Genomic DNA, 23,266 nt, shown 5'->3' with positions numbered 1-23,266 from the left:
ACCGTCAGGGAGGAACGCATGGTCGGCAATGCCGTGTTCCGCGTAGAGGGACTGAGGAAATCCTTTGGCCGCAACGAGGTGCTTGGCGGCGTCTCGCTCGAACTCCATGCCGGTGAAGTGACCGTCCTGATGGGCGCCAACGGCGCCGGCAAATCCACCCTCGTCAAGATCGTCAGCGGCGTCTACGAGCGCGACGGCGGCACCATGACCCTGGCCGGCCAGGACTTTGCGCCGGGAAGACCGGCGGAAGCGATCCGCGCTGGCGTCGTCACCGTTCACCAGAACATCAATGACGGTGTCGTCGCCGACCTTGACGTGGCCACCAACCTGACATTGGACAGGCTGAGCGGCAGTGGCGCCCCGGTGCTCTTCAACCCGGTCCGTGTGCGTCGCGAGGCCAAGGCGGTTGCCGACCGCATGGACCTGGCGATCGACTTGAAGGCGCGCGTCAGCGATCTCTCGCTGGCCGATCGCCAGATGGTGGCGATTGCCCGCGCGCTGGCACATCAGCCGAAAGTGCTGATCCTCGACGAACCCACCTCATCGCTATCGAGCGCCGAAGCCGATCGGCTTTTTGCGCTGGTCGACAGGCTGCGCGCGCAAGGCGTGGCGATCCTCTATATCTCGCACCGCATGTCCGACATAAGGCGGCTTGCCGACCGCATCGTCTCGATGCGCGACGGCGCCGTGTCCGGCGTCTTCGACAAGAAGCCGCTCGACTACGAAGGTGCGGTCAATGCCATGCTCGGCCGCAAGATCCACCTCGACCAGATCGTCGCCAGGCACTCGGCCAAGGCGGTGCTGACCGTCGAAGGCCTGCGCATCGCCCAGGGCGCCAGGCCGATCTCGCTGACCCTTGGCGACGGCGAGGTCGTTGCCGTCACCGGGCTGGTCGGCGTCGGCAAGACAGCGCTTGCCGAGACGCTATTCGGCGTGCGCAGGCCGATCGCCGGCACCATGACGATGAACGGCAAACCCTACGCGCCGCGCTCGGCCGGCGATGCGATCGCCGCCGGCGTCTTCCTCATCGCCAAGGATCGCGCCACCAGCGGCATCGTCGGCGGCTTCAACATCGAGCGCAATGTCAGCCTGCCGTTCCTGAGGCGGATGTCGAACCTGGGCGTGCTCAAGCGCCGCCTCGAACGCGCCACGGCGCGCCGGCAGATCCAGGAACTGGGCATCGTCTGCCGCTCCGAGAAGGACGAGATGTCGGCATTGTCCGGCGGCAACCAGCAGAAGGTGATGGTCGCCCGCTGGATGGCGCAGGATGCAAGCCTGTTCATTCTCGATGAGCCGTTTCAGGGCGTCGACATCTCGGCGAGGCGCGACATCGCCGCCAAGCTGAGGGCAAGCGCCAATGGCCGCGCGACGCTTTTGTTCGTCACCGAACTCGACGAGGCGCTGGAGACGGCCGACCGTATCCTGGTGATGTCGGAGCAGACCGTCGTCGGCGAACACCGCAACGCGGACATCGATCTCGATCGCCTGCTGGCCGAGGTGGCCGGCGGGCTGCCGCACCGCGCGGCTTGACCGGCTGGAATTGAAGAGCTGACGATGACAATTGGAATGGAGAGCATGGGTTCGAGTTGGGTAAAAACGGCAGCGGCGCGCGGGGGCGCTGAATGACGCAGCGCAACCACGCCATCCGCTACGGTTTCATCGTCCTGTTGTTCGGGCTCGTCGCTTATTTCGCGATCGCCGCCGACGGTTTCGTTTCGCCGCAAAGTGCGGTCTTCATTTTCCAGTCGGTCGCCATCACCGGCGTGCTGGCGCTTGGTGTCACCGCCACGCTGGTCGTTGGGGGTTTCGACCTGTCGATCGGCTCGGTCGCCACGTCAGCCATGATGGCGGCGGCCTATGTCATGGTCGTGCTGGAGCAGAACGCTGTCATCGCGGTCATCGTCTGCCTGCTGATCGGCGTTATCGTTGGGCTCATCAATGGTTGGCTGATCGTCTATATGCGCGTGCCGGACCTGCTGGCGACGCTCGGCATGATGTTCCTGCTGGTCGGCCTGCAGCGTATCCCGACCGAAGGCCGCTCGATCGCCACCGGCATGACCATGCCCGATGGCTCGGTCGCCAACGGCAAGTTCGGCGAGGCGTTCCTGGCGCTCGGCCGCCACCGCTTCGACTTCTTCATTCCCAATCTCGTTCCGGTCTCGGTCGTCGTCCTGGCGGTGCTCGCGGTGCTGATCTGGTTCTTCCTCGAATACACCCGCTTCGGCCGCATGATGTATGCAGTCGGCTCCAATGAGCGCGCCGCCGAACTCGCCGGCGCGCCTGTCAAGGCATACAAAATCTGGGCCTATATCATTTCAGGAGTTTTTGCCTCGATCGGCGGTATTTTGCTCGCCGCCCGGCTTGGACGCGGCGACATCGCCTCGGGTAATAATCTTCTGCTCGACGCTGTCGCCGCGGCGCTGATCGGCTACGCGGTGCTCGGCGCCGCCAAGCCGAACGCGTTCGGCACGGCCGTCGGTGCGGTCTTCGTAGGCGTCCTTCTCCAGGGTCTGACGATGATGAACGCGCCGTACTACACGCAAGATTTCATCAAGGGCGCCGTTCTGGTCGTCGCCCTTGTCTTCACCTTCGCTCTTTCCGGCAGGGGCAGGACATAGATTTCGACCGGGTTGCATTTCAACAAGTGGAGGAAACGACGTGAACATCACAAGAAGACTTTTGGGCAAGGCAGCGCTCGGGCTCGCCGGCGCGGCGTTGCTGATGCAGGGGACGGCCCTGGCTGCCGATCGCCCGGCACCGTTCGACAAGCCTGGCGTCAAGATCGCCCTGGTGCGCTATCTCTCGACCGGTGACTTCTTCCAGGCCTATCTGTCCGGCGTCGAGGCGCAGGCCAAGGCCCTCGGCGTCGACCTGCGCGTGCTCGACAGCCGCCAGGACGCCGCCCTCCAGGCCGACATGGTCGACCAGGCCATCGCGCTTGGCGTGCAGGGTATCATCATCCAGCACGGCCTGACGGAATCGATGAAGGACGCCGCCCAGCGCGCGGTCGACGCCGGCATCAAGGTGGTCGCTTTCGACGTCAACGTCGAAAACCCCAAGATCCCGCAGATCGAGCAGTCAGACCGCGACCTTGCGCGCCTCGCGCTCGAGCAGGCGGTCAAGGACAATGGCGAGAGCTGGAAGGCCGGCTATGTCTATGTCGCGGGCATAGCCCCGCTCGACCGCCGCAATGAAACATGGGTCGACGTGAAGAAGAAATACTCGGGCATCAACGAAGTCGCCATGTTCGGCACGCTGGACAACCCGATCGCCAACTCGGTCGCCAACCAGGCGCGCTCGGTGCTGACCGCCCATCCCGACATCAAGGTGATGTTTGCTCCCTATGACGAGTTCGCCAAGGGCGTGAAGATCGCCGTCGACGAGGCGGGCCTGAACAAGGACATCAAGATCTATTCGGCCGACATCTCGACCTCCGACATTGCGGCGATGCGCGAGCCCGACAGCGCCTGGGCGGCAACCGCGGCCACCAACCCGGCCGTCGTCGGCCAGGTCTCGGTGCGTGCGCTGGCGCAGCTGCTGGCCGGCGAAGACCCCGGCCACAACGTCGTCGTGCCGCCGACGCTGATCACCCAGAAGGACCTTCTCGACAAGGACATCAAGAACATGGAAGACCTATCGGCCAAGCTGCCGCAGTTCGCCCATGCTGATGTCGCCATGCCGGCCTGGATGCCGAACCCGAACGCGAAGTAGGCCAATCGATATTGCAATTCGCTCACACTTGGAACAGCCGCTTGCAGCAAGTGCAGGCGGCTTTTTTGCTGTCTTCATTCGTTGAACAGATCGGAGTAGGAGCCGGTGCGGGCAAGCCGCAGCTCATCGTCGGCAATGCGGTAGATCAAGAGCCAATCAGGTTCTACATGCGCATCCCGATAGTCTTTCCAGTCGCCTTTTAGAGGGTGATCCTTATAACGCGCCGGCAGTTCCAGTCCGGCGATGAGCAGGCCCAACAACTCGCGCAATTTAGCGAGGTCTTTGCCACGCTTCTCCATGCGCTTAACGTCCCTGCGGAATTGCCCGGAGTGAACGGGCGTCGGCATGTCAGATGCCCAAATCCTTGAACAATTCGTCGGCTGACGCGAAACGCTTGCCTTTGCCTTTTTCCAATTCGGCAATGGCCTTTTGGGTGGTTGCGTTCGGCACCTTCACCGGAAAGGGAAATTCCTTGTCGGCGGCGACGCGGACCAGCAGCAGGCGAATGGCGTCGGAGACCGACAGTCCCATTGCCGCCAGGGCTTCGGTAGCCTGGTCCTTTGTCGCGGCATCAATTCGAGCGCGGACAACCGTATCCGTAGCCATGTTGCGACTCCTTACTGTTGAGCCACAATGTAGCTACAAACGGGTGTTCTTGCAAGCCTGCCGTCTGCGCTGTGCGTGACCGTGCTACCGCAGCGCCGCCGCGATATTGCCGCCGTCGACCGTCGTTACGTCGGCGGTTGTGCGGTCGGCCAGCGCGTGGTGCAGGAAAGCCTGCGCCACGTCCTGCGCCGTCACCTCCTGGCCGAGCAGATTGCCGGACATGTACTCTTTTTCCGACACGCCGCGTGCGCCCGATCGGCTGGCGATCATGGCGTCGGTCAACAGCCCGGAGCGGATGCGGTCGGCATTGACGGCGTTGGAACGGATGCCATGCGCGCCGTAATCCAGTGCATATTGCCTGGACAGGAACAGCGTCGCCGCCTTCGGCACGCCGTAGGCGCCGAATTTCGGACCCGGATTGACCGCCTGCTTAGAGGTGTTGAACAGGAGAGCGCCGCCGGTACCCTGTTCGAGCATGATGCGCACCGCGTTCTGCGCCACCGACTGGTGGGCGAAGAAATTGAGCTCGAAGCTCTTGCGCAGCAGCGCGTCGTCAAGTTCGCCGATCCGGCCTTCCCAGGCGGCACCGGCATTGGACACCACTATGTCGACGCCGCCATACACGGCGACCGCCTTGTCGAAGGCTGCACGCACTTGGTCCGGATCGGTGATATCGGCGGCGACCCCGATCGAATTGTTGCCGGCCTTCTTGGCGGTTTCAGCGGCTTTTTCGCCATCGAGATCGACGACCACCGCATGCGCGCCATTATCCGCAAACAGCTTGGCGGTCGCCGCACCGATCGCACCGGCACCGCCAGTGATCAGCACGACCTGGCCGGTCAGCGGCTTCGGCTTGTTGGAGGCGAGTTTGGCCTGTTCCAGCGACCAGTATTCGAGCGGGAACAGGTCGGCCTTGGAAAGCGGATGAAAACGGCCGACCGCCTCGGCGCCACGCACGGCCTCGATCCACATTTCGCCGACATCGGAAGCGATCCTGGCATCCTTCAGCGTGCGGCCATGGCCGAACATGCCGAGCCCCGGCACCAGCGTCAGCCGCGGCATCGGGTCGAGCATGGTGCGTTTGACGTCGTCGAGCGCGTCATTGGTCTCGAAATAGGCGCGGTATTCCTTGGCGAAGGCGTCGACATGGTTCTTGATGACGGCCTTGTAGTCGCCGGCCTTGTCCGCATCTGGCGCCGGCACCGCCATCGGCCCGGTCTTGATGCGGATCGACAGGTCCGGCGTCGACACGCCGCGCGCGGCGTAGTCGGCGATCTCGGCCGAATTGATGAAATCGACGATCGCATCCGAGGTGCGGAAATCGCTGATCATGCGGTCGAAGCGGCCTTCGCCGCGTGCCACCGCCACGGCGCCGCGCAACATAGGAGCGATGGAAGCCGGCGTCGCGAGCTTCGCCGGAAGCGCGGCCTTTGCCGCCCTCGGCTTGGCGTGGCTGGCAACATACTCCTCGGCGACATTCACATAATGGATCATCCGGTCGTAGGCCTGCTTGGCGTCGTCGCCGAAGGTGAAGATGCCGTGCTTGTCGAGGATCAGTCCTTCCACATCAGGGTCGGCGTCGAAAACATCGGCCGCCGCCTTGGCGAGGTCGAAGCCCGGCATGATGTAGGGCACGTAACCCATCTTGGCCCCGAACACCGTCTTCACCAGCGGCTTGCTGTCCTCCTGGTCGACGATCGCCAGGATGGCGGTCGAGTGCGTGTGGTCGACGAATTTGTGCGGCAGGAAGGCATGCAGCAAAGTCTCGACCGAAGGATTGGGCGAGGACGGATCGATGAGGTTCGCCCGCTGCAGCGCGACCATGTCCTCGTCGGAGAGCTTGTTCAGCGCGCGCGCCTTGATGAGCGCGCCCATCTTCACCGCCGGCAAGCCCTGCGGCTCGATGACGGCCATGTCCCAGCCGCTGCCCTTGACGCACAGCACGTCCCATTCGTCGCCGACGAGGTCGGTCGCCTTGGTCTTGCAGGAAGTGTTGCCGCCGCCATGCAGCACCAGTCGCGGTTCGCCGCCCAGCAGGCGCGTCGTGTAGACGCGCAGCGCGAGATCGCGTCCGACGCCTTTCTTTGCATAGTCGGCAACCATCTTCTCCGCGTCGCCGTCATTCCACAGGTTCTTCATTAGCTTCGTCCAGTTGCTGTCATAGTGGTGAAACAGGAATGCCACGACGCCTTGATGACGGGCGCGGCAGGAATGGTCTCTAGGATACCTTTTTGCCTGGCGCTCCGGCATGATCCAGAAGCCGCTGCGCCATATCGGCGCCGACCACCAGATGCGTGCAAAGGCCGCCGGCGATCGCAGCGAGCAGGGGTTCGAACTTGCTGTTCTCCTGCACCACCATCAGCCGCTTCTGAATGGCGCGCAGCGAGGAAAGCTCCGCCGAGATCACCCGCCGGTTGTAGCCGCAGTCGAGCACCTTGCCCTCGGCATCGATGATCTGCCCGGCAATGACGCCGGCCGCGCCCGCCTTGCGCAGGTCGGCCATTTCGTCTGATGTCAGCGCGCCGCATTTGACCAGATGGCTGTCGGCATCGACGGCGCCGACCGAATACAGCGCCAGATCGCATTCGTGGATGCTCGACAGCTGTTCGCGGATTACAGGCTCGGCCCGCAGGCCGCGCGCCAGCTCTTCGGTGGTCAGCACGAGCGGCGCGTAGAAATTGATGCCCTTGGCGTTGAGCCGCCGGGCGATCTCCATCGTGCACTGGTCGGGACGATAGGAATAGGGCGCGCCGAGATTGCCGCAGAGCTGCACCACGGTGACATCCTGGAGATCGGCGTAGGACATGATGTCGGCGATCATGTAGACGGTGCGTCCCCAGGCGACGCCGATGCGGTCGCCTTTTTTCACCAGTTCGAGAAAGACGCTCGCCGCCAGCACCGCGATGTCGGTGGCGGGATCGGCGATATGGCCGTTTTCCGGCGCGATCCAGACCGCGTCGAGACCGAGTGCATCCTCGAGCTTACGCGCCATGACGTCGTCGGTGAAAAGCTGGGTCGAGGTCGAGATGTTGACGATGCCGGTCTCTCGCGCCTTGCGCAGATACATGGCAACCGAGGCGCGGGAAATGTTAAGCTGGCTCGCCACCTGGTCCTGGCGCAGGCCATGCGCATAATAGAGCCAGGCGGCCTTGTGGATAAGTTGTTCTGCCGGTCGGATTGCCATGCCTTCTCCTCGGCTGACATTAGTCACGGCTCTCGACAAAAGTCAAACCGCGCGGAGGTACGCGATGCCTTTACGCGCGCCAAATCTAGATCATCATTGCGCCAGACGCGCTTTGTCGTGGCATCGTTGCTGGTGACGCGGCCCCAGCCTGTGGTTAGAACATGTCGGCAAAGGGACATACGGGGAGGACACGATGGGCAACCCTTACGAACAGGATCTCGACAGGAACGCTGCCAACCACCAGCCGCTGACGCCGCTCACCTATCTGGAGCGGGCAGCCAAGACCTATCCCGATCATGTCGCCATCATCCATGGCCGGCAGCGCGTGACGTATCGCGATTTCTGGCGGCGTTCGCTGCAGCTCGCCTCGGCGCTCTCCAGGCGCGGCATAGGCAAGGGCGACACGGTGACGGTGATGCTGTCGAACACGCCGCCGATGCTGGAGGCACATTTCGGCGTGCCAATGACCAAGGCGGTGTTGCATTCGCTCAACACTCGCCTCGACGCCGCCGTGATCGCTTTCCAGCTCGACCATGCCGGGACCAGGGTGCTTATTGTCGATCGCGAATTCTCCGGAGTGGTTCGGCAAGCGCTCGATCTGGCCAAGGTGAAGCCCCTGGTCATCGACTATGACGATCCCGACTACGCCGCGGACGCTCCCTATCCGAAGGGTGGTCGCATCGGCACTCTTGATTACGAGGCCTTCGTTGCCGAGGGCGAGGAGAATTTCGCCTGGTCGATGCCAGACGACGAGTGGGACGCCATTTCGCTCAACTACACCTCGGGCACGACAGGCAACCCGAAAGGCGTCGTCTATCATCATCGGGGTGCTGCGCTGATGGCCTACGCCAACACCGTCCATGCCGGCATGGCCAAGCACGCGGTCTATCTGTGGACACTGCCGATGTTCCACTGCAATGGCTGGTGCTTTCCGTGGACCTTGGCCGTCCAGGCCGGCACCCATATCTGTCTGCGCTGGGTTCGGCCGAAGCAGATCTACGACGCCATCGCCGACCATGGCGTCACCCATCTGTGCGGCGCGCCGATCGTCATGTCGGTGCTGATCAACGCCAGGGATGAGGACAAGCGCCAGTTCCCGCAAGCCGTCACCTTCAACACGGCCGCCGCGCCGCCGCCGGAAGCGGTGCTCACCGGCATGGCCGATGCCGGCTTCGCCGTCACGCATCTCTATGGTCTGACCGAGACCTACGGCCCGGCGGTGGTGAACGAATGGCACAATGAGTGGGATCATCTGGAGAAGGGGCAGAGGGCCACGAGGAAGGCCAGGCAAGGCGTCCGCTACGCCGCGCTCGAAGGCCTCACGGTGATGGATCCCGAAACGATGACGCAGACGCCCGCCGACGGCCAGACCATCGGCGAGGTCATGTTTCGCGGCAACATCGTCATGAAAGGCTATCTCAGGAACCGCAAGGCCACCGACGAGGCGTTCGCCGGCGGCTGGTTCCACTCCGGCGATCTCGGCGTCATGCATGCGGATGGATATATCCAGCTCAAGGACCGCTCCAAGGACATCATCATTTCGGGCGGCGAGAACATTTCCTCGATCGAGGTCGAGGACGCGCTCTACAAGCACCCGTCCGTTGCGTCTTGCGGCGTGGTGGCGCGGGCGGACGAGAAATGGGGCGAGGTGCCGGTCGCCTATGTCGAGCTGAAGCCTGGCAAGACGGCGACCGAGGCAGAGATCATCGAGCATTGCCGCGCGCTGCTTGCCCGCTTCAAGCTGCCGAAAGCGGTGGTGTTCGCCGAGATCCCCAAGACCTCGACGGGGAAGATCCAGAAATTCCGGCTAAGGGAGATGGCGAAGGAGGCGTAGGCCGCATGGCCGCTCTTGCCATGACCTCGACAATTTGCGGCGGGCCTTGTGACTTCGTCATCCCAGGGGGAAGCAAGGACCAAGCGACGCGGCGCAGACCCTAGGATCCATGCCCTGATGTCAGTCAAAAAATGAGGTGGATCAGGAAGTTACTGTAGCCTACAGCAGCCATCCTCGACTGCCGGAGCACGGCCGCAAGGCCACGGCATGGATCCTAGGATTTCCGCGACGTCGCTTCGCGACTGCTCCACCCTGGGATGACGAAGTGCGAGGCGAGCCACCCCCCTCACTGTCACCATCTGTCACCATTTTGTACGCGTACGCCGAATCCGCGTTGACATCGCGTTCCTTTCGATTTACGAGTGACGAAAATCAAAATTCATCACTAGTAAATCGAAAGAGGCTATGTCCGAAACCGCCAACCTCGTCGCCGATGCCGCTCGCCAGGAGAATGTAACGCGCATTCTCGATTGCGCCGAGCGCCTGTTCCGGCACTATGGCTACGGCAAGACCAATGTCGCCGACATTGCCCGCGAACTCGGCATGTCGCCAGCCAACATCTATCGCTTCTTTGCGTCCAAGGTCGAAATCCACCAGGCGGTCTGTGGCCGGATGCTCGGGGCCAGCTACAGGATGGCCTACGAGATCATGCATTTGCCGATCAGCGCCGAGGAACGGCTGCGGCGCTACGTGCACGCGCAGTACAAGATGACGATGGAGGTCATGCTCGACGACCAGAAGGTCCATGAGATGGTCATCGTCGCTCTCGAGCGCGATTGGGGCGTCATCGACAAGCATGTCGACAGTATCCACGATCTTTTTGCCGAGGTGATCCGCGAGGGCATCGCGGCCGGCGAATTCAGGGAACAGGATCCGGTGATTGCGTCGCGCTGCTTCGGCGCCGCCACGGTCATTTTGTGCCACCCGCAGATGGTGGCCCAGTGTCTTGCCAAGACCAACCGGGCAATGCCCGACGACCTCATCGACTATGCGATCAAGGCCTTGAAGAAATAGCCGCCGCCCGCCGGGCGCCGGCAATGACAATCAATCTCCAGTTTGGGAGTGCTAAGGTGTCTTCGTCCAATTCCATTATCCGCTGGCTGCCCGTTGCCGGCCTGATCGTCGCGGCACTCGGCCTGGCCGGTTGTTCCCAGGAGAAGGCGGAGGTCAGGGATATCATCCGCCCCGTCAAGGTCGTCGAGATCGGCGCGGCGCAGACCACCCGCCAGCTCGATTACTCCGGCTCGGTGCGTGCTCGCACCGAGATGAATCTCGGCTTCCGCGTTGCCGGCAAGGTCACCGAGAGGCTCGTCGACATCGGCCAGCATGTCACCTCGGGCGACGTCCTCGCCCGCATCGATCCCTCCGATTACGAGCTTTCGGTCAAAAGCGCCGCGGCGAGCCTTGACGCCGCCGAGCGCCAGGTCGAGACGGTGGATCTCGCCAGGAAGCGCGCCGAGCAGCTTTATGCCAAGAATTTCGCGCCGAAATCGCAGCTCGAGCAGGCGACGCTGGCCTACAACCAGGCGGTCGCGACGCGCGATGCCGCCCGCTCGACCCTCGCCCAGGCTCAGAACCAGGTCCACTATACCGACCTCAAGGCGAGCGAGAACGGCATCGTCACCGCGGTCAGTGCCGATGTCGGCCAGGTGGTCGGTGCCGGCACGCCCGTGATGACGGTTGCCGTCGATGGCGAGAAGGAAGTGCTGATCGCGGTACCGGAAATGGATATTGCCGGCTTCAGGCCGGGCAAGGAGGTCAAGGCAAGCTTCTGGGCGGACGATGCGCTGACGCTTGCCGGCAAGGTCCGAGAAGTGGCCGGCAGCGCCGACCCGCAGTCGCGTACCTTCGCCGTTCGCGTCTCGCTTCCCAACGATCCGCGCGTGCTGCTCGGCATGACCGCCAACGTGCAGGCCTCGATCGACAGCAAGACCCAGCTGGTCTCGATCCCGCTCAGCGCCCTGGCTGAAAAGGACGGCCAGAAGATCGTCTGGGCCGTGGACCGCGGCAGCGACACCGTGCATTCGCGTCCGGTCAAGATCGCGAACTTCACCGCCGATGGCGTCGCGGTTGCCGACGGCCTCAAGCAGGGCGACGTCGTGGTTGCCGCTGGCACCCAGTTCATGACCGACAATCTGAAGGTCAAGCTGTCCGGCGATAGTCTCCAGCAGTCCGCCTCGGCGGCGGACGACGCTGCCACCAGCAGCCTGCGCTGACAGCCAGGCACTACGAAAGCCCCCCTGTCTTGGCGGCGCGAGCCGCAAGGCCGGGCAGGCCATGGTTTCCGGGCGGCAGGCGCCCGATCGTCGAGACGCCGGCAAGATGGCTCCCCCGCATCATTGTCGCGTCACACGCGATGCGAGTCTCTCCGCTTGAGGGAGCTTCGCCGCCCGGAAGCCAGACGAAGAACGCATGAACGGCATGATGAACCTGCCCTGCAGATCAATTGGACTGGACTGGCGCCATGACCACCGACAGCAACACTGAAAAGCGGCCTTTCAACCTCTCGCGTTGGGCGATCGGGCATCCGAGCATCGCACGTTTCCTGTTCGGCCTGATCATCCTTGCCGGTGCGCTCGGCCTGATGCGCATGGGCCAGAAGGAAGATCCCGATTTCACCTTCCGCGTCATGGTCGTGCAGGCGATCTGGCCGGGTTCTTCGATCCAGGAGATGGAAGACCAGGTCGTCAACAAGATCGAACGCAAGCTGCAGGAAACGCCGCATCTCGACTTCGTGCGCTCCTACACGCGCGCCGGCAGCGCCATCATCACGGTTCAGATCAAGGGCGACACCAATGCTGCCCAGGTCAACGACGCCTTCTATCAGGTGCGCAAGAAGGTCGGCGACATAGCAGGCGATCTGCCGCAGGGCCTGCTCGGCCCCTATTTCAACGATGAATTCGGCGACACCTTCATCACCTTGCATTCGATCAGCGGCGATGGCTTCAGCTATCCCGAATTGAAGAAGTTCGCCATCCAGGCCCGCGATATGCTGCTGACGACGCCCGGCGTCGAAAAGGCGGTCATCATCGGCGACCAGCCCGAGAAGATCTATATCGACGTCTCGTCCAAGGCGCTGGCCGAGCGCGGCCTGACGCTGACTGACCTGCAGAACGCGATCAAGGGACAGAACAATGTCGACCCGGCAGGCTCTGTCGACACCGGCCTGCGCTCGGTCCGCATTTCGGTCGAGGGCGACGTCACCAGGGCGGCTGACATTCGCGAGCTGCGCTTGCGCGCCGGCAACCAGGTGACGCGCCTTGGCGATATCGCCACCGTGAGCTCGGGGCTGGAGGATCCTTTCGAGCGCAAGTACCGGTTCAATGGCCACGAGAGCGTCCAGCTCGGTGTCGTCATGGCCAAGGGCTTCAACGTCACCGATGTCGGCAAGGACGTCGAGGCGACCTACAAGCGATTCGAGGAGGCGCTGCCCTATGGCGTCTCCGTCGACCAGATATCGGACCAACCCGAGGTCGTCAGGGACGCTGTCAGCGAGTTCATGCATGCGCTCGGCGAAGCGCTGCTGATCGTGCTCGTCGTCTCGTTCCTGTCGATCGGCTGGCGCTCCGGACTTGTCATTGCGATCGCCATCCCGCTGGTCCTGGCCGCCACTTTCGCCATCATGTACGAGATCGGCATCGACCTGCAGCGCATTTCTCTCGGCGCCTTGATCATCGCGCTCGGCCTGCTTGTCGACGACGCCATGATCGTCGTCGAGATGATGGAACGCAAGCTGGAGGAGGGGCTGGTCAAGATCGAGGCGGCGGGTTTCGCCTATTCCTCGACCGCTTTCCCGATGCTGACCGGCACGCTGATCACCACCGCCGGCTTCATTCCGGTCGGCTTCGCCGCCTCCACCGCCGGCGAATATGTCCGCACGCTGTTCTACGTCGTCGGCATCGCGCTCGTCGTGTCCTGGTTCGTGGCGGTCTATTTCACGCCATGGCTGGGATATATGATCCTCAAGCAGCGCAAGCATGCCGGCTCCCACCACGACGTCTTCGACACCAGCTTCTATCGCCGGCTTCGCTCGACCGTTACCTGGGCCGTGCGCCATCGCATCATCGTGCTGACGATGACGCTGGTGACCTTCGCCACCAGCCTGTGGGCCTTCCAGTTCATTCCACAGAACTTCTTCCCGCAATCGTCGCGCCCGGAAATCCTCGTCGATCTCTGGCTGCCGGAAGGCACCAGCATCAAGGAAGTCGAGACGCAGGCCAAGGCGCTGGAAGCCAAGATGATGGACGACAAGGACAAGCGCTTCATCGCCACCTATATCGGCGAAGGCGCGCCGCGCTTCTTCCTGCCGCTGGACCAGCAGCTCAGGAATCCTAACTTCGCCCAGCTTCTTGTGATGGCCAATGACGAGCCGGCGCGCGAGCGGCTGATCGTCAAGCTGCGCACCATCCTGGCGCAGGACTTCCCCTCCATCCGCGGCAAGGTCGACCGCTTGTTCCTCGGCCCGCCGACAGGCTGGCCGGTGCAGATGCGCGTCATGGGCCCGGACCGCCAGGAAGTGCGGCGCATTGCCGACCAGGTGAAGGCGAAATTCCAGGCCAACCCGCTGCTCAGCGCCGTCCACGACGACTGGCTGGAACCTGTGCCGGCGATGAAGCTGGTCATCGACCAGGACCGCGCCCGCGCGCTGGGCGTCACCTCGCAACGCATTCGCCAGATGCTGCAGGCGTCCATGTCCGGCGCGCCGCTGGGCGACTTCCGCGACGGCGAAGAAACGGTGTCCATCGTCGCCCGCGAACCGGATGCCAGCCGCGCCCTGCTGTCCTCGGTCGATTCCATCTACATCCCGACCGATTTCGGTGGCTTCGTGCCGCTGTCGCAGGTGGCCAAGGTTGTGCCGGTGCTGGAGCAAGGCGTCGAGTGGCGGCGCGACCGCTTGCCGACCATCAGCGTGCGGGCGACCTTGCCCGACGGCGTGCAGTCCAACGATGTCGTCACCAAAATGTACAACGACATGAAGGATCTGCGCGACGGGCTTGCGCCGGGCTACAAGATCGAGATCCAGGGCGGTGCCGAGGACTCGGCGGAAAGCCAGGCTTCCATCGCCGCCAAGGCGCCGATCATGCTGGCCGTCATCGTCATATTGCTGATGGTCCAGCTGCAGCATTTCGGCAAGGCGATGCTGGTGCTGGCCACCGGTCCGCTCGGCATCATCGGTGCGGCCGCGGCCCTTTTGATCAGCGGCGCGCCGTTCGGCTTCGTCGCCATCCTCGGCGTCATCGCGCTGCTCGGCATCATCATGCGAAACTCCATCATCCTCGTCGACCAGATCGACCAGGACATCGCGAAAGGCATGGAACGCTCCGAAGCGATCATCGGCTCGGCTGTGCGCCGTTTCCGGCCGATCGTGTTGACGGCAATGACCGCGGTGCTGGCGCTGATCCCAATCTCGCGCGGCGTGTTCTGGGGGCCGCTCGCCTACGCCATGATGGGCGGCATTCTGGTTGCAACCGTGCTCACCATCCTGGTGCTGCCCGCTGGCTACGCCCTGTTCTTCGGTCGTGAGCGAAAGAAGGTGCCGACCGACGAACAGACGCCCGAACCGGAAACCGTCGAAGGCGTCGAGAGGCCGCAACTCGCTTTGGCGGCTGAATGAACCAAATCGGCCGGTCTCATTTGAGACCGGCCGATTTCTGTTCTTGCGGAGCCGAAGGCCGCTTGCCCGTCAGGCAATCAGATGACGAAAAACCAGTTGGCGATCAGCATTACCGCCACTCCGGCGACCAGCGTCAGATAGGGCAGCATGCCCGCCTTTTTCACCGAGAGGTCCGCTCCCCCCATGCCGAGGTCGGCCAGCATGTGGTCGGGGAACTTGCCGCCGTCCTGGATGTAATGGCGGAAGCAGAACACCGGGATGATCAGCGCCGCGGTGATCAGCCCGGCCCACAGCGCCATCGGGTTCCACACCTTGGCGCCGGCGCCCATGAAGATCGCGTTGACATAGGCGAAGACCGCCCCGATCCCCAAGAGCCACGTCGGGGCCTTCCATGGCCGCGCGATATGGCCGTTGTCGATGCGATGGATCCAGCCGGCATTGAGGTTGAGGAAGTTGAAGATGATGTAGCCGCAATTGGATACGGCGAGAATGAAGAAGAAGCTCGTCGCATCGGCCGAGGCGATCGCCAGCACGATCAGGTTGAAGCACAGGTCGGTCCACATCGCCCGCGTCGGCGCGCCATGCTCGTTGACGTGACTGAGGTAGCGCGGCAGCCAGCCGTCGACGGAGCCCTGGTAGAGCGTGCGCGAGGAGCCGGCCATCGCCGTCATGATGCACAGCACAAGCGCCAGGATCATCAGCATCACCAGCAGGCTGTGGATAAGCCCGCCGCCGCCGACCATGCCGGCGAGAGCATCCGCCACGCCCGAACCGTCGACGATCGGCGTCGCCAGCATGCCGTTGAGGCCGAGCACGCCCTGGAAGGTGAACGGCACCAGGATGAACAGCAGCATGCAGAGCAGGCCGGAATAGAAGATGGCCTTGAAGGTATCGGTGCCCGGGTTCTTGAACTCGGAGGTGTAGCAGACGGCGGTCTCGAAGCCGTAGGTCGACCAGGCGGCGATGAACATGCCGCCGAGCACCAGCGTCCAGCCGGCGATGTTCCAGGCGCCGGGCTCTGGCGCATAGGCGGCGGCCAAGGGAACCAGCGGCGAGAAATTGGCCCAGTTGATCTGGCCGGTGAAGATCGGCACGACGCCGACGATCAGCATCGGGACGATGACCAGCAGGCCGATATATTTCTGCACATTGGCGGTGCCCAGGATACCGCGATGCTGGATCGAGAAGATCATCAGCATCAGCACGGCGCCGATGAAGAAGGTGGCGTTGAAGGTGAAGGACACCGGACCCAGCGTGTGGCTGAACGCCGACCACGTGCGGATCGCCGGGGTCGCCGCCGCGGTCACCGCGGTAATGGCGTCGGCGGCGCTCGTTCCGGCATGTGCCGCGATATAGGCGGCGACCTCGGGCGACGTGTCGGTAAAGATCGGCACCGGCGCCAGCGCGTTGAGGATATAGGCGGCGGCGATCGAGCAGCCGAGCGAGAGCACCGGCGACCAGGCGAACCAGTTGCACCACACCGACAAGGGCGCGATGAACTTGGAGTAACGCAGCCAGGCGGTGGCGCCGTAGATCGAGGCGCCGCCCGATTTGTTCGGGAACAGGCCGGCGATCTCGGCATAGGTGAAGGATTGCAGGAAGCCCATGACCATGGACACCGTCCAGATCAGGAAAGCGAGCGTCCCGGTCGTGCCGGCAATGCCGCCGATCGAGAACAGGACGAGGGCTGGAACGCCGCTCGCCACCCAGAAGGCGCCGCGCCAGTCGATATGCCTGAGCAGCTTGCTTTCGGCAGGCTGGTCCAGGACCGTGCTTATGGTGCTCATGTCGGTGAATTCCCCTTTTTGATGTTCCCCGCCGGCGACGCCTCGGCTGTGCGAAGCTTGCTCCCGGCCAATATCGCCGCGACTTCAGTGTTTCCACTCAGTCGTATTTTTTTCTTAGGAGTGAAGATTGATCCGGCGCGCTTTCACGTCAAGCGTTTTGTCGCGCCGTGCACATCACGCTTGCGGGCGGGCGCACAAATGTGCCCCGCGGCGCCGCCGACGGGCAATCCCGTATGCCCGGAAGGCCGCGGTCAGGAACGCGGCCTGGTCTTCTGCGGATCGTAATGGGCGAAGGCCACGACTCGCGCCGGCAGCCGCTTGGCGTGGCCGTCGAGCTTGCCGATTTCAACTCGCGCGCCGATGGCGGCGTGGGTGACATCGAGCCGCGCCAGCGCGATGGTCTTGTTCAGCACCGGCGAGCGCATGCCCGACGTGACGACCCCGATCTGGGCGCGGCCGACATGCACGCAATCGCCATGGCCGACCGCGACGTTGGCATCGATGTCGAGCCCGACCAGTTTGTTCTGCGGGTTCTCCTTGCGCCGGATCAGCGCCTCGCGGCCGATGAAGTCGTCGGTCTTGGACTTCAGCGGCACGGTGAAGCCGATGCCGGCCTCGAACGGGTCGGTCTGGTCGGAGAACTCGTAACCGGCGAAGATCAGCCCGGCCTCGATGCGCACCATGTCCAGCGCCTGCAGGCCCATCGGCTTCAATCCATGCGGCTGGCCGGCGGCCCAGATCGCGTCGAAGACCTTTTCGGCGTCGCGCGGATGACACCAGATCTCGTAGCCGAGTTCACCGGTATAGCCGGTGCGCGAGACGACGACCGGAACGCCATTGCCGCCGCCGATGCGCGCGACGGCGAAGCGGAACCATTCCAGTTCCTCGATCGACGGCTGCAGCGGCGAGGTCCAGATCACCTTCCTCAGGATGTCGCGGCTCTTCGGCCCCTGCACGGCGATATTGTGCATCTGGTCGGTGGACGAGCGCACCAGCACGTTGAGGCCGAGCTTTGTCGCCGTCTCGCGCAGCCATTCGCCGGACAGATCGTCGCCGCCGACCCAGCGGAAATTGTCCTTGCCGAGCCTGAGCAGCGTGCCATCGTCGATCATGCCGCCATGCTCGTAGCACATGGCGGAATAGACGACCTGGCCCACGCCGAGCTTCTTGACGTCGCGGGTCAGCGTATATTGCAGCAGCGCTTCGGAATCCGGGCCGGTGACCTCGAATTTGCGCAGCGGCGACAGGTCCATGATCACGGCGTCCTGCCGGCAGGCCCAGTACTCGGCGATCGCGCCTTCCCTGGCGAAGGAATTGGCCAGCCAATAGCCCCTGTACTCGACGAAGTCGCGGGTGTGCTTGGCAAAGCTCGAATGAAAGGAGGTCTCGCGGGTCATTTTCGGTTCCGAATCGGGCGTCATGCGTCTGGCGATCGCACGCGAGAATTTGTGCTGGCCGGAATAGGTGCGCACATGGATGTCGGTCAGGTCCCAGCCATTGGCCGGCGTCGTGTCGTCGGGGCAGGCGGAGGACACGCAGACGATGTCGGTCAGCGCCCGCAGCAGCACATAGTCGCCTGGCCGCGACCATGGCTCGTCGGAGACCATGACGCCATGCGCGTCGATTGCCGTGTTGAAGAAGAAGTTGATAGCCATCCAGCCGGCGCGTGGCGTGACGCCCTTGTCCGACAGCGCGCGGTTGAAGTTCTCCGAGCAGTTGGCATGGCCGGGATAGCCGATGTCATCGTAATATTTGGCGGCGCATGCGAGCGCGAAGGCGTCGTGCCGGCCGCATGTGTCCTGCACCACTTCGACCAGCGGCTCCATGTCCTGGTCGTAATATTTCGAGTGCAGCCCCGGCATCGGATAGCTCGCGCCCATCAGCGTGCGTGTCGTCGTCACATCGAGCGGATGGTCGAGCCCCTTGTCCAGCTTGCGCGCCGAAAAGCACTGGAAGTCGGTGCATTGGCGCCCGTCGACGTCGATGATCTGCAGATAGTCGCCGGCTTTGACGAAGTAGGATTCCGCCGTCGCCGAATGGACGCGCAAATCGAGCACCGGATCGGCGAGCGGGTCGGCCAATAGCGACTTCGCCGCCGGACGGATGGTGGCACGCCGCACGATCACGGTAAGCGGCGTCGCCGTATCATGGCCGTCGACCAGCATCGGCCCGCCGGGCGCGGCAATCACCACCGAGCCGTCGCGCACGACGGTGAAAGCTTGTTCGGTGCCGGCCGGCGTGGCGCCGCCGAACACGCGCACCGCCTTGGCCTGGTCGAGCCGCACCTGCCGGCGTGCGAGCCCGCGCCGCAGGGACGCGAGGCTGTCATCGCCCTCGGCAAGCAGCGCCTTGATGCCGGCGGCATTGCTGTTGGAGTTTTCCCCGAGGATGGAGGGATCGGTCGCACCGGTGCCATCCCACGCCAGCAGTTCGCAAGCCTGGCCGCCCTCGACATTGCGCACCGTGATGGTGTCGCCGGCCTCGACCTCGATCAGCACCGCACCATTGCCCTGGACCGTATAGCGCTCCATGCCCGGCGGCAGCGCGATCTGGCCGGGCCGCAGGATCAGGCTCGGCCGGGGTGGTCCGGATGCGACGGCAGGGTAGGGCGACTGGCTCATCTCAGCCTTGCGGTTCGAGAAACAAGTTTGCCTGTGTGTGAAATTATTTTAGCAGCAAGAATAGCAGTGCGGGTGGGTTTGGCAAGGCGGTGGTGGGGCAGGTTCTTCCTTCTCCCCTTGTGGGGTCTGAAGGACGGGGCGAGATCCGTGGCTCGCCCCAGGGCGGTGGATCAGTGCGCAGCGCCGAGACGGTCGAGGGGGTGGGTGACGGAGTGCCGTCATTGCCAAGCTGGAGCACCGCTCATCCGACCTCGCTCCGCGCGGCCACCTTCTCCTACAAGGGGAGAAGGGAAGGGCGCGCGCAAGGCTACGTCACTTCCTCGGAATGGCTGATATCCACACCATATTCCGCCGCCGCATCGAGCATCGTGTGCCACAGGCTCTCGGCAAAGGTCGCGAAGACCAGAGCGTTGAACATCGGCTGTCCGTCCGCCCGATCATTCCCACGCCAGAGCGAGACGCTGGTGTGATCCATCGAGGTTGCGGCGGCAGAGCCGACCGCGAACACACCGGCATGCAGATCGAGCGATGAAAGCTTGGCCAACATCGCCCGCGCCTTGTCACCGGAGATGCTGATCAGCGCCCGCGCATGCGACTGGTCAGACAGCGAAGCCGATCCGGCAAGCAGAGGAGCAAGCGCCTTCATCCCGTGCTTGCCACTCTTCGACAGCACGAAAAACTGATCCGGCCCGGACCAGATCAGCGTGGCGTCCGCAATCCGCACCGCCTTGGGCGCATCCGGACCGGCAATGCCGAAACACGCCGTCGCAGCCCTGGCCAGGTCACCCGCCTTGCCGCGGCGTGCCATCACTTGCACGAGGTCGAAATTGCGGATCTCGGTCAGCGAAACGCCGGCATCGCCCTGCGCGCCATGCGGACCGACGACCAGCGTGCGGTCGAGAGGGCTGCGCGCATCCCAGGTAAATTCAGCCACGCTGGCGCCCTCCATCCGGATCGTAGAAGACGGGATTGCACAGTTCGACATCATACTCCTCTGCGCGCAGCGGATCGTGCGCGCGCACGGTCTCGCCGATACGCTCGCGACCACGTTCCACGAGAGCAAGCCCGATCCATTGATCCGATGTCGGCGAGAAGCAGACCGAGGTGACATAGCCCTGGTCGTTATCAGGTCCGGGCGTCTGGCCCTTCGGAACGATGTGCGCGCCGGAGCGCAGCCGCCGCGCCTTGTCGGTCGGCTTGATGCCGACGACGACCTGCCGGTCCGGCGCGACCAGCGCCTCGCGCCCGGCCATGACGCGGCCCACAAAATCCTTCTTGGTCGACATCATCTTGCCCAGGCCGAGGTCGGCGGCCGTGGTCGTGCCGTTCAGTTCCGGTCCGGCGACATGGCCCTTTTCGATGCGCATGACGCCAAGAGCCTCGGTGCCGTATGGCGTCACGCCGAACGGCTTGCCGGCCAGCATCAGATTGCGCACGAGCGCCTCGCCATAGCGCGCCGGCACCGAAATTTCGAACGCCATTTCGCCGGAGAAAGAGATGCGAAACAGCCGTGCCTTGATGCCACCGCGCAACGCAACTTCGCGCGCGCCCATGAACGGGAAGCCCTCGTTCGACAGATCCTCTGTCGGATCGACGATCTCCTTCAGCAGATCTCGGGTCTTCGGCCCGGCGATCGAGAATTGCGCCCACTGGTCGGAGACCGAGGTCAGTTGCACGTCCAATTCGGGAAACAGCACCTGCCGGCAGAATTCGAGATGCTGCATCACCAGTCCGGCCTTGGCGGTGGTGGTGGTGAGGAAATAATGATCCTCGGCCAGCCGCGAGGTCGTGCCGTCGTCGTAGACGAACCCGTCTTCGCGCAACATCAGCCCGTAGCGTGCCTTGCCGACGGCGAGGTTGGAAAAGGTGTTGATGTAGACGCGGTCGAGGAAGGCGCCGGCATCGGGGCCGTGCACGTCGATCTTGCCGAGCGTCGAGACATCGCAGAAGCCGACGCCGGAACGCACCGCCTTGACCTCGCGGGTGACGGATTCCAGCCAGTCCTTCTCGCCCGTGCGCGGATACCATTGCGCGCGCTTCCACAGGCCGGTGTCGACGAAGACGGCATCCTGTTCGGCGGCCCAGTGATGCGAAGGCGTCAGCCTTGTGGCGTGGAAAGTCTCGTCGCGGTGATGGCCGGCAACGGCGCCGATCGCGACCGGCACATAGGGCGGGCGGTAGATCGTCGTGCCGGTTTCGGGAATGGACTTGCCCGACACCGCAGCCATGATGGCGAGGCCGGCGACGTTGGAGGTCTTGCCCTGGTCGGTCGCCATGCCGAGCGTCGTGTAGCGCTTCAGATGCTCGACCGATTCAAAGCCCTCGCGCTGCGCCAGTTCGATGTCGGAAGCTGTGACATCGTGCTGCTGGTCGACGAACGCCTTGCCCTTGCCGGCGACATGCCAGAGCGGCGTCAACGAGAACGCCTCGTCATCGGCGATCGGCGCTGTGCCGGCCTTGCCGCTGCGCCCGGCGTCGAGCGCGGCCGCCGCGCCTGCTGCAAACCCTCCCGCCAGGCAGGCGCCGAGACCGAACGAGCCATTGGCTGCACCGGCGGCGACCATGCCGGGAGGCGCTCCGTCGGGCACGAAGGCGGCGATGTCGTCGCGCCATTTCGGCCGGCCGCGATGATAGGGGGTGAGCCCGACCGCCGGGTTCCAGCCGCCGGAGACGGCAAGCCCGTCCGCTTCCACTTCGGCTCGCGCGCCGCCGGTGAGAGAGACGGAGATTTTCCTCACACCGTCCTTGCCGCCGTCCGCACGGCTGACGGCGCCATGCAGCACCGGGAAGCCGCTCTTCGAGGCGAGCGAACGATGGGCGGGCGAGACGTCAGGCCGTGCGTCGATGACCGCCGCAATCTGCAAGCCTGCGCCGAGTACTGTCTCGACCGTGCGCCAGCCATCCTCATTGTTGGTGAACAGCGCGATGCGTTTTGCCGGCGCGGCGGCATAGCGCGCGACATAGGTCCGCATGGCCGAAGCCATCATCACGCCGGGCGTATCGTTGCCGGCAAAGACGACCGGCCGCTCGAGGGCGCCGGCCGCGACGACGCAACGCCTGGCCACGATGCGCCACATGCGCTGGCGCACCTGGTGCTCGGGCGGCGAGGGCAGATGGTCGTTGACCCGCTCGATCGCGCCATAGGTGCCGCCATCGTAGACGCCGAACAGCGTCGTGCGGGTCATGATGCGGACATCGGGCATTGCCTCGAGTTCCGCCAGGGTTCGCGACAGCCACTCGGCTGCCGGCAGCCCGTCGATCGTGCCGCCATCCGAGAGCAGGCGGCCGCCGGGAATAAAATCCTCTTCGCACAGGATGACGCGGGCGCCGGAGCGGCCGGCGGCAAGGGCCGCCGCAAGCCCGGTCGGGCCGGAGCCGGCGATCAGCACGTCGCAATGCGCCCAGGCCTTGTCATAGTGGTCGGGATCGGCAACGCCGGCGGCGCGGCCGAGGCCTGCGGCGCGGCGGATCGCCGGCTCGTAGATCGCCTCCCAGAATTTGGCCGGCCACATGAAGGTCTTGTAGTAGAAGCCGGCGACGAAGATCGGCGCGAAGATCTGGTTGACCGACATCACGTCGAAATGGAGCGACGGCCAGCGGTTCTGGCTGGCGGCCTCGAGCCCTTCATAGAGCTCGGCGGTCGTGGCCTTGGTGTTCGGCTCGCGGCGTGCACCGGTGCGCAGTTCGACCAGCGCGTTGGGCTCTTCCGAGCCAGCGGTCAGAATGCCGCGCGGACGGTGGTATTTGAACGAGCGGCCGACCAGCTTGACGCCGTTGGCGATCAGCGCCGACGCCAGCGTGTCGCCCTCGAAGCCGAAGAACGTCTTGCCATCGAAGCGGAAGCTCAGCGGTGACGAACGATCGACGAGGCCGCCAGTGGAGAGACGATTGGACTGGGAGGAAATCACG

15 protein-coding genes are annotated in these 23,266 nt (G+C 64.1%); 7 read left to right on the top strand and 8 right to left on the bottom strand.

Annotation, left to right across the window (positions count from 1 at the left end; all coding sequences use genetic code 11):
- Positions 1 to 18: 18 nt before the first annotated feature.
- The 3 genes from FJ426_RS27490 (at position 19) to FJ426_RS27480 (ending at position 3,711) form a co-directional block, all read left to right on the top strand.
- Positions 19 to 1,530, top strand: coding sequence for a sugar ABC transporter ATP-binding protein (locus FJ426_RS27490; protein ID WP_140559476.1), 1,512 nt, complete (start codon positions 19 to 21; stop codon positions 1,528 to 1,530).
- Between the two features lie 92 nt (positions 1,531 to 1,622).
- Positions 1,623 to 2,618 carry an ABC transporter permease gene (locus tag FJ426_RS27485; protein WP_140520875.1) on the top strand — a complete coding sequence of 332 codons (996 nt, stop codon included), beginning with the start codon at positions 1,623 to 1,625 and terminating at the stop codon, positions 2,616 to 2,618.
- Between the two features lie 40 nt (positions 2,619 to 2,658).
- On the top strand, positions 2,659 to 3,711 hold the full coding sequence (locus FJ426_RS27480; protein ID WP_140520874.1) for a substrate-binding domain-containing protein: 1,053 nt from the start codon (positions 2,659 to 2,661) through the stop codon (positions 3,709 to 3,711).
- A gap of 74 nt (positions 3,712 to 3,785) precedes the next feature.
- Here the strand turns inward: FJ426_RS27480 and FJ426_RS27475 are convergent, their stop codons facing one another.
- From FJ426_RS27475 to FJ426_RS27460, 4 genes are all read right to left on the bottom strand, one after another.
- Positions 3,786 to 4,058 (bottom strand): type II toxin-antitoxin system YafQ family toxin, encoded by a 273-nt coding sequence (locus FJ426_RS27475; protein ID WP_140559322.1) that lies wholly within the window; start codon positions 4,056 to 4,058, stop codon positions 3,786 to 3,788.
- 1 nt (position 4,059) lies between these two features.
- Positions 4,060 to 4,317, bottom strand: a complete 258-nt coding sequence (locus tag FJ426_RS27470; RefSeq protein WP_140559323.1) for a type II toxin-antitoxin system RelB/DinJ family antitoxin — start codon at positions 4,315 to 4,317, stop codon at positions 4,060 to 4,062.
- Positions 4,318 to 4,401: 84 nt separating this feature from the next.
- Complete coding sequence (locus tag FJ426_RS27465) at positions 4,402 to 6,456, bottom strand: bifunctional aldolase/short-chain dehydrogenase (protein ID WP_140559477.1); 2,055 nt, start codon at positions 6,454 to 6,456, stop codon at positions 4,402 to 4,404.
- 79 nt (positions 6,457 to 6,535) lie between these two features.
- The gene (locus FJ426_RS27460) at positions 6,536 to 7,501 is read right to left on the bottom strand and encodes a sugar-binding transcriptional regulator (protein WP_140497839.1); all 966 of its coding nucleotides are present in this window, start codon (positions 7,499 to 7,501) and stop codon (positions 6,536 to 6,538) included.
- 193 nt (positions 7,502 to 7,694) lie between these two features.
- Between FJ426_RS27460 and FJ426_RS27455 the strand changes: the two genes are divergently transcribed.
- The 4 genes from FJ426_RS27455 (at position 7,695) to FJ426_RS27440 (ending at position 14,949) form a co-directional block, all read left to right on the top strand.
- Complete coding sequence (locus FJ426_RS27455; RefSeq protein WP_140559324.1) at positions 7,695 to 9,335, top strand: acyl-CoA synthetase; 1,641 nt, start codon at positions 7,695 to 7,697, stop codon at positions 9,333 to 9,335.
- 405 nt (positions 9,336 to 9,740) lie between these two features.
- Entirely contained in the window at positions 9,741 to 10,349 is a 609-nt protein-coding gene (locus FJ426_RS27450; protein WP_140497843.1) for a TetR family transcriptional regulator, read from the top strand.
- A 56-nt stretch (positions 10,350 to 10,405) separates the two neighbouring features.
- Positions 10,406 to 11,551 (top strand): efflux RND transporter periplasmic adaptor subunit, encoded by a 1,146-nt coding sequence (locus FJ426_RS27445; RefSeq protein ID WP_140497845.1) that lies wholly within the window; start codon positions 10,406 to 10,408, stop codon positions 11,549 to 11,551.
- Positions 11,552 to 11,799: 248 nt separating this feature from the next.
- Positions 11,800 to 14,949 (top strand): efflux RND transporter permease subunit, encoded by a 3,150-nt coding sequence (locus tag FJ426_RS27440; protein WP_140559325.1) that lies wholly within the window; start codon positions 11,800 to 11,802, stop codon positions 14,947 to 14,949.
- Between the two features lie 77 nt (positions 14,950 to 15,026).
- Here the strand turns inward: FJ426_RS27440 and FJ426_RS27435 are convergent, their stop codons facing one another.
- The 4 genes from FJ426_RS27435 to FJ426_RS27420 form a co-directional block, all read right to left on the bottom strand.
- Complete coding sequence (locus tag FJ426_RS27435; protein WP_140559326.1) at positions 15,027 to 16,736, bottom strand: APC family permease; 1,710 nt, start codon at positions 16,734 to 16,736, stop codon at positions 15,027 to 15,029.
- Between the two features lie 251 nt (positions 16,737 to 16,987).
- Entirely contained in the window at positions 16,988 to 19,357 is a 2,370-nt protein-coding gene (locus FJ426_RS27430; protein ID WP_140559327.1) for an aminomethyltransferase family protein, read from the bottom strand.
- Between the two features lie 307 nt (positions 19,358 to 19,664).
- Positions 19,665 to 20,291, bottom strand: a complete 627-nt coding sequence (locus FJ426_RS27425) for a sarcosine oxidase subunit gamma family protein (protein ID WP_140497853.1) — start codon at positions 20,289 to 20,291, stop codon at positions 19,665 to 19,667.
- Positions 20,284 to 23,265 (bottom strand): sarcosine oxidase subunit alpha, encoded by a 2,982-nt coding sequence (locus FJ426_RS27420; protein ID WP_140559328.1) that lies wholly within the window; start codon positions 23,263 to 23,265, stop codon positions 20,284 to 20,286. The genes FJ426_RS27425 and FJ426_RS27420 overlap by 8 nt, the downstream gene beginning before the upstream one ends.
- Between the last annotated feature and the right edge of the window lies 1 nt (position 23,266).

The organism is Mesorhizobium sp. B2-6-4, from assembly GCF_006441495.1.
Taxonomy (GTDB): domain Bacteria; phylum Pseudomonadota; class Alphaproteobacteria; order Rhizobiales; family Rhizobiaceae; genus Mesorhizobium.
This window is presented reverse-complemented; position numbering and strand designations above follow the sequence as displayed.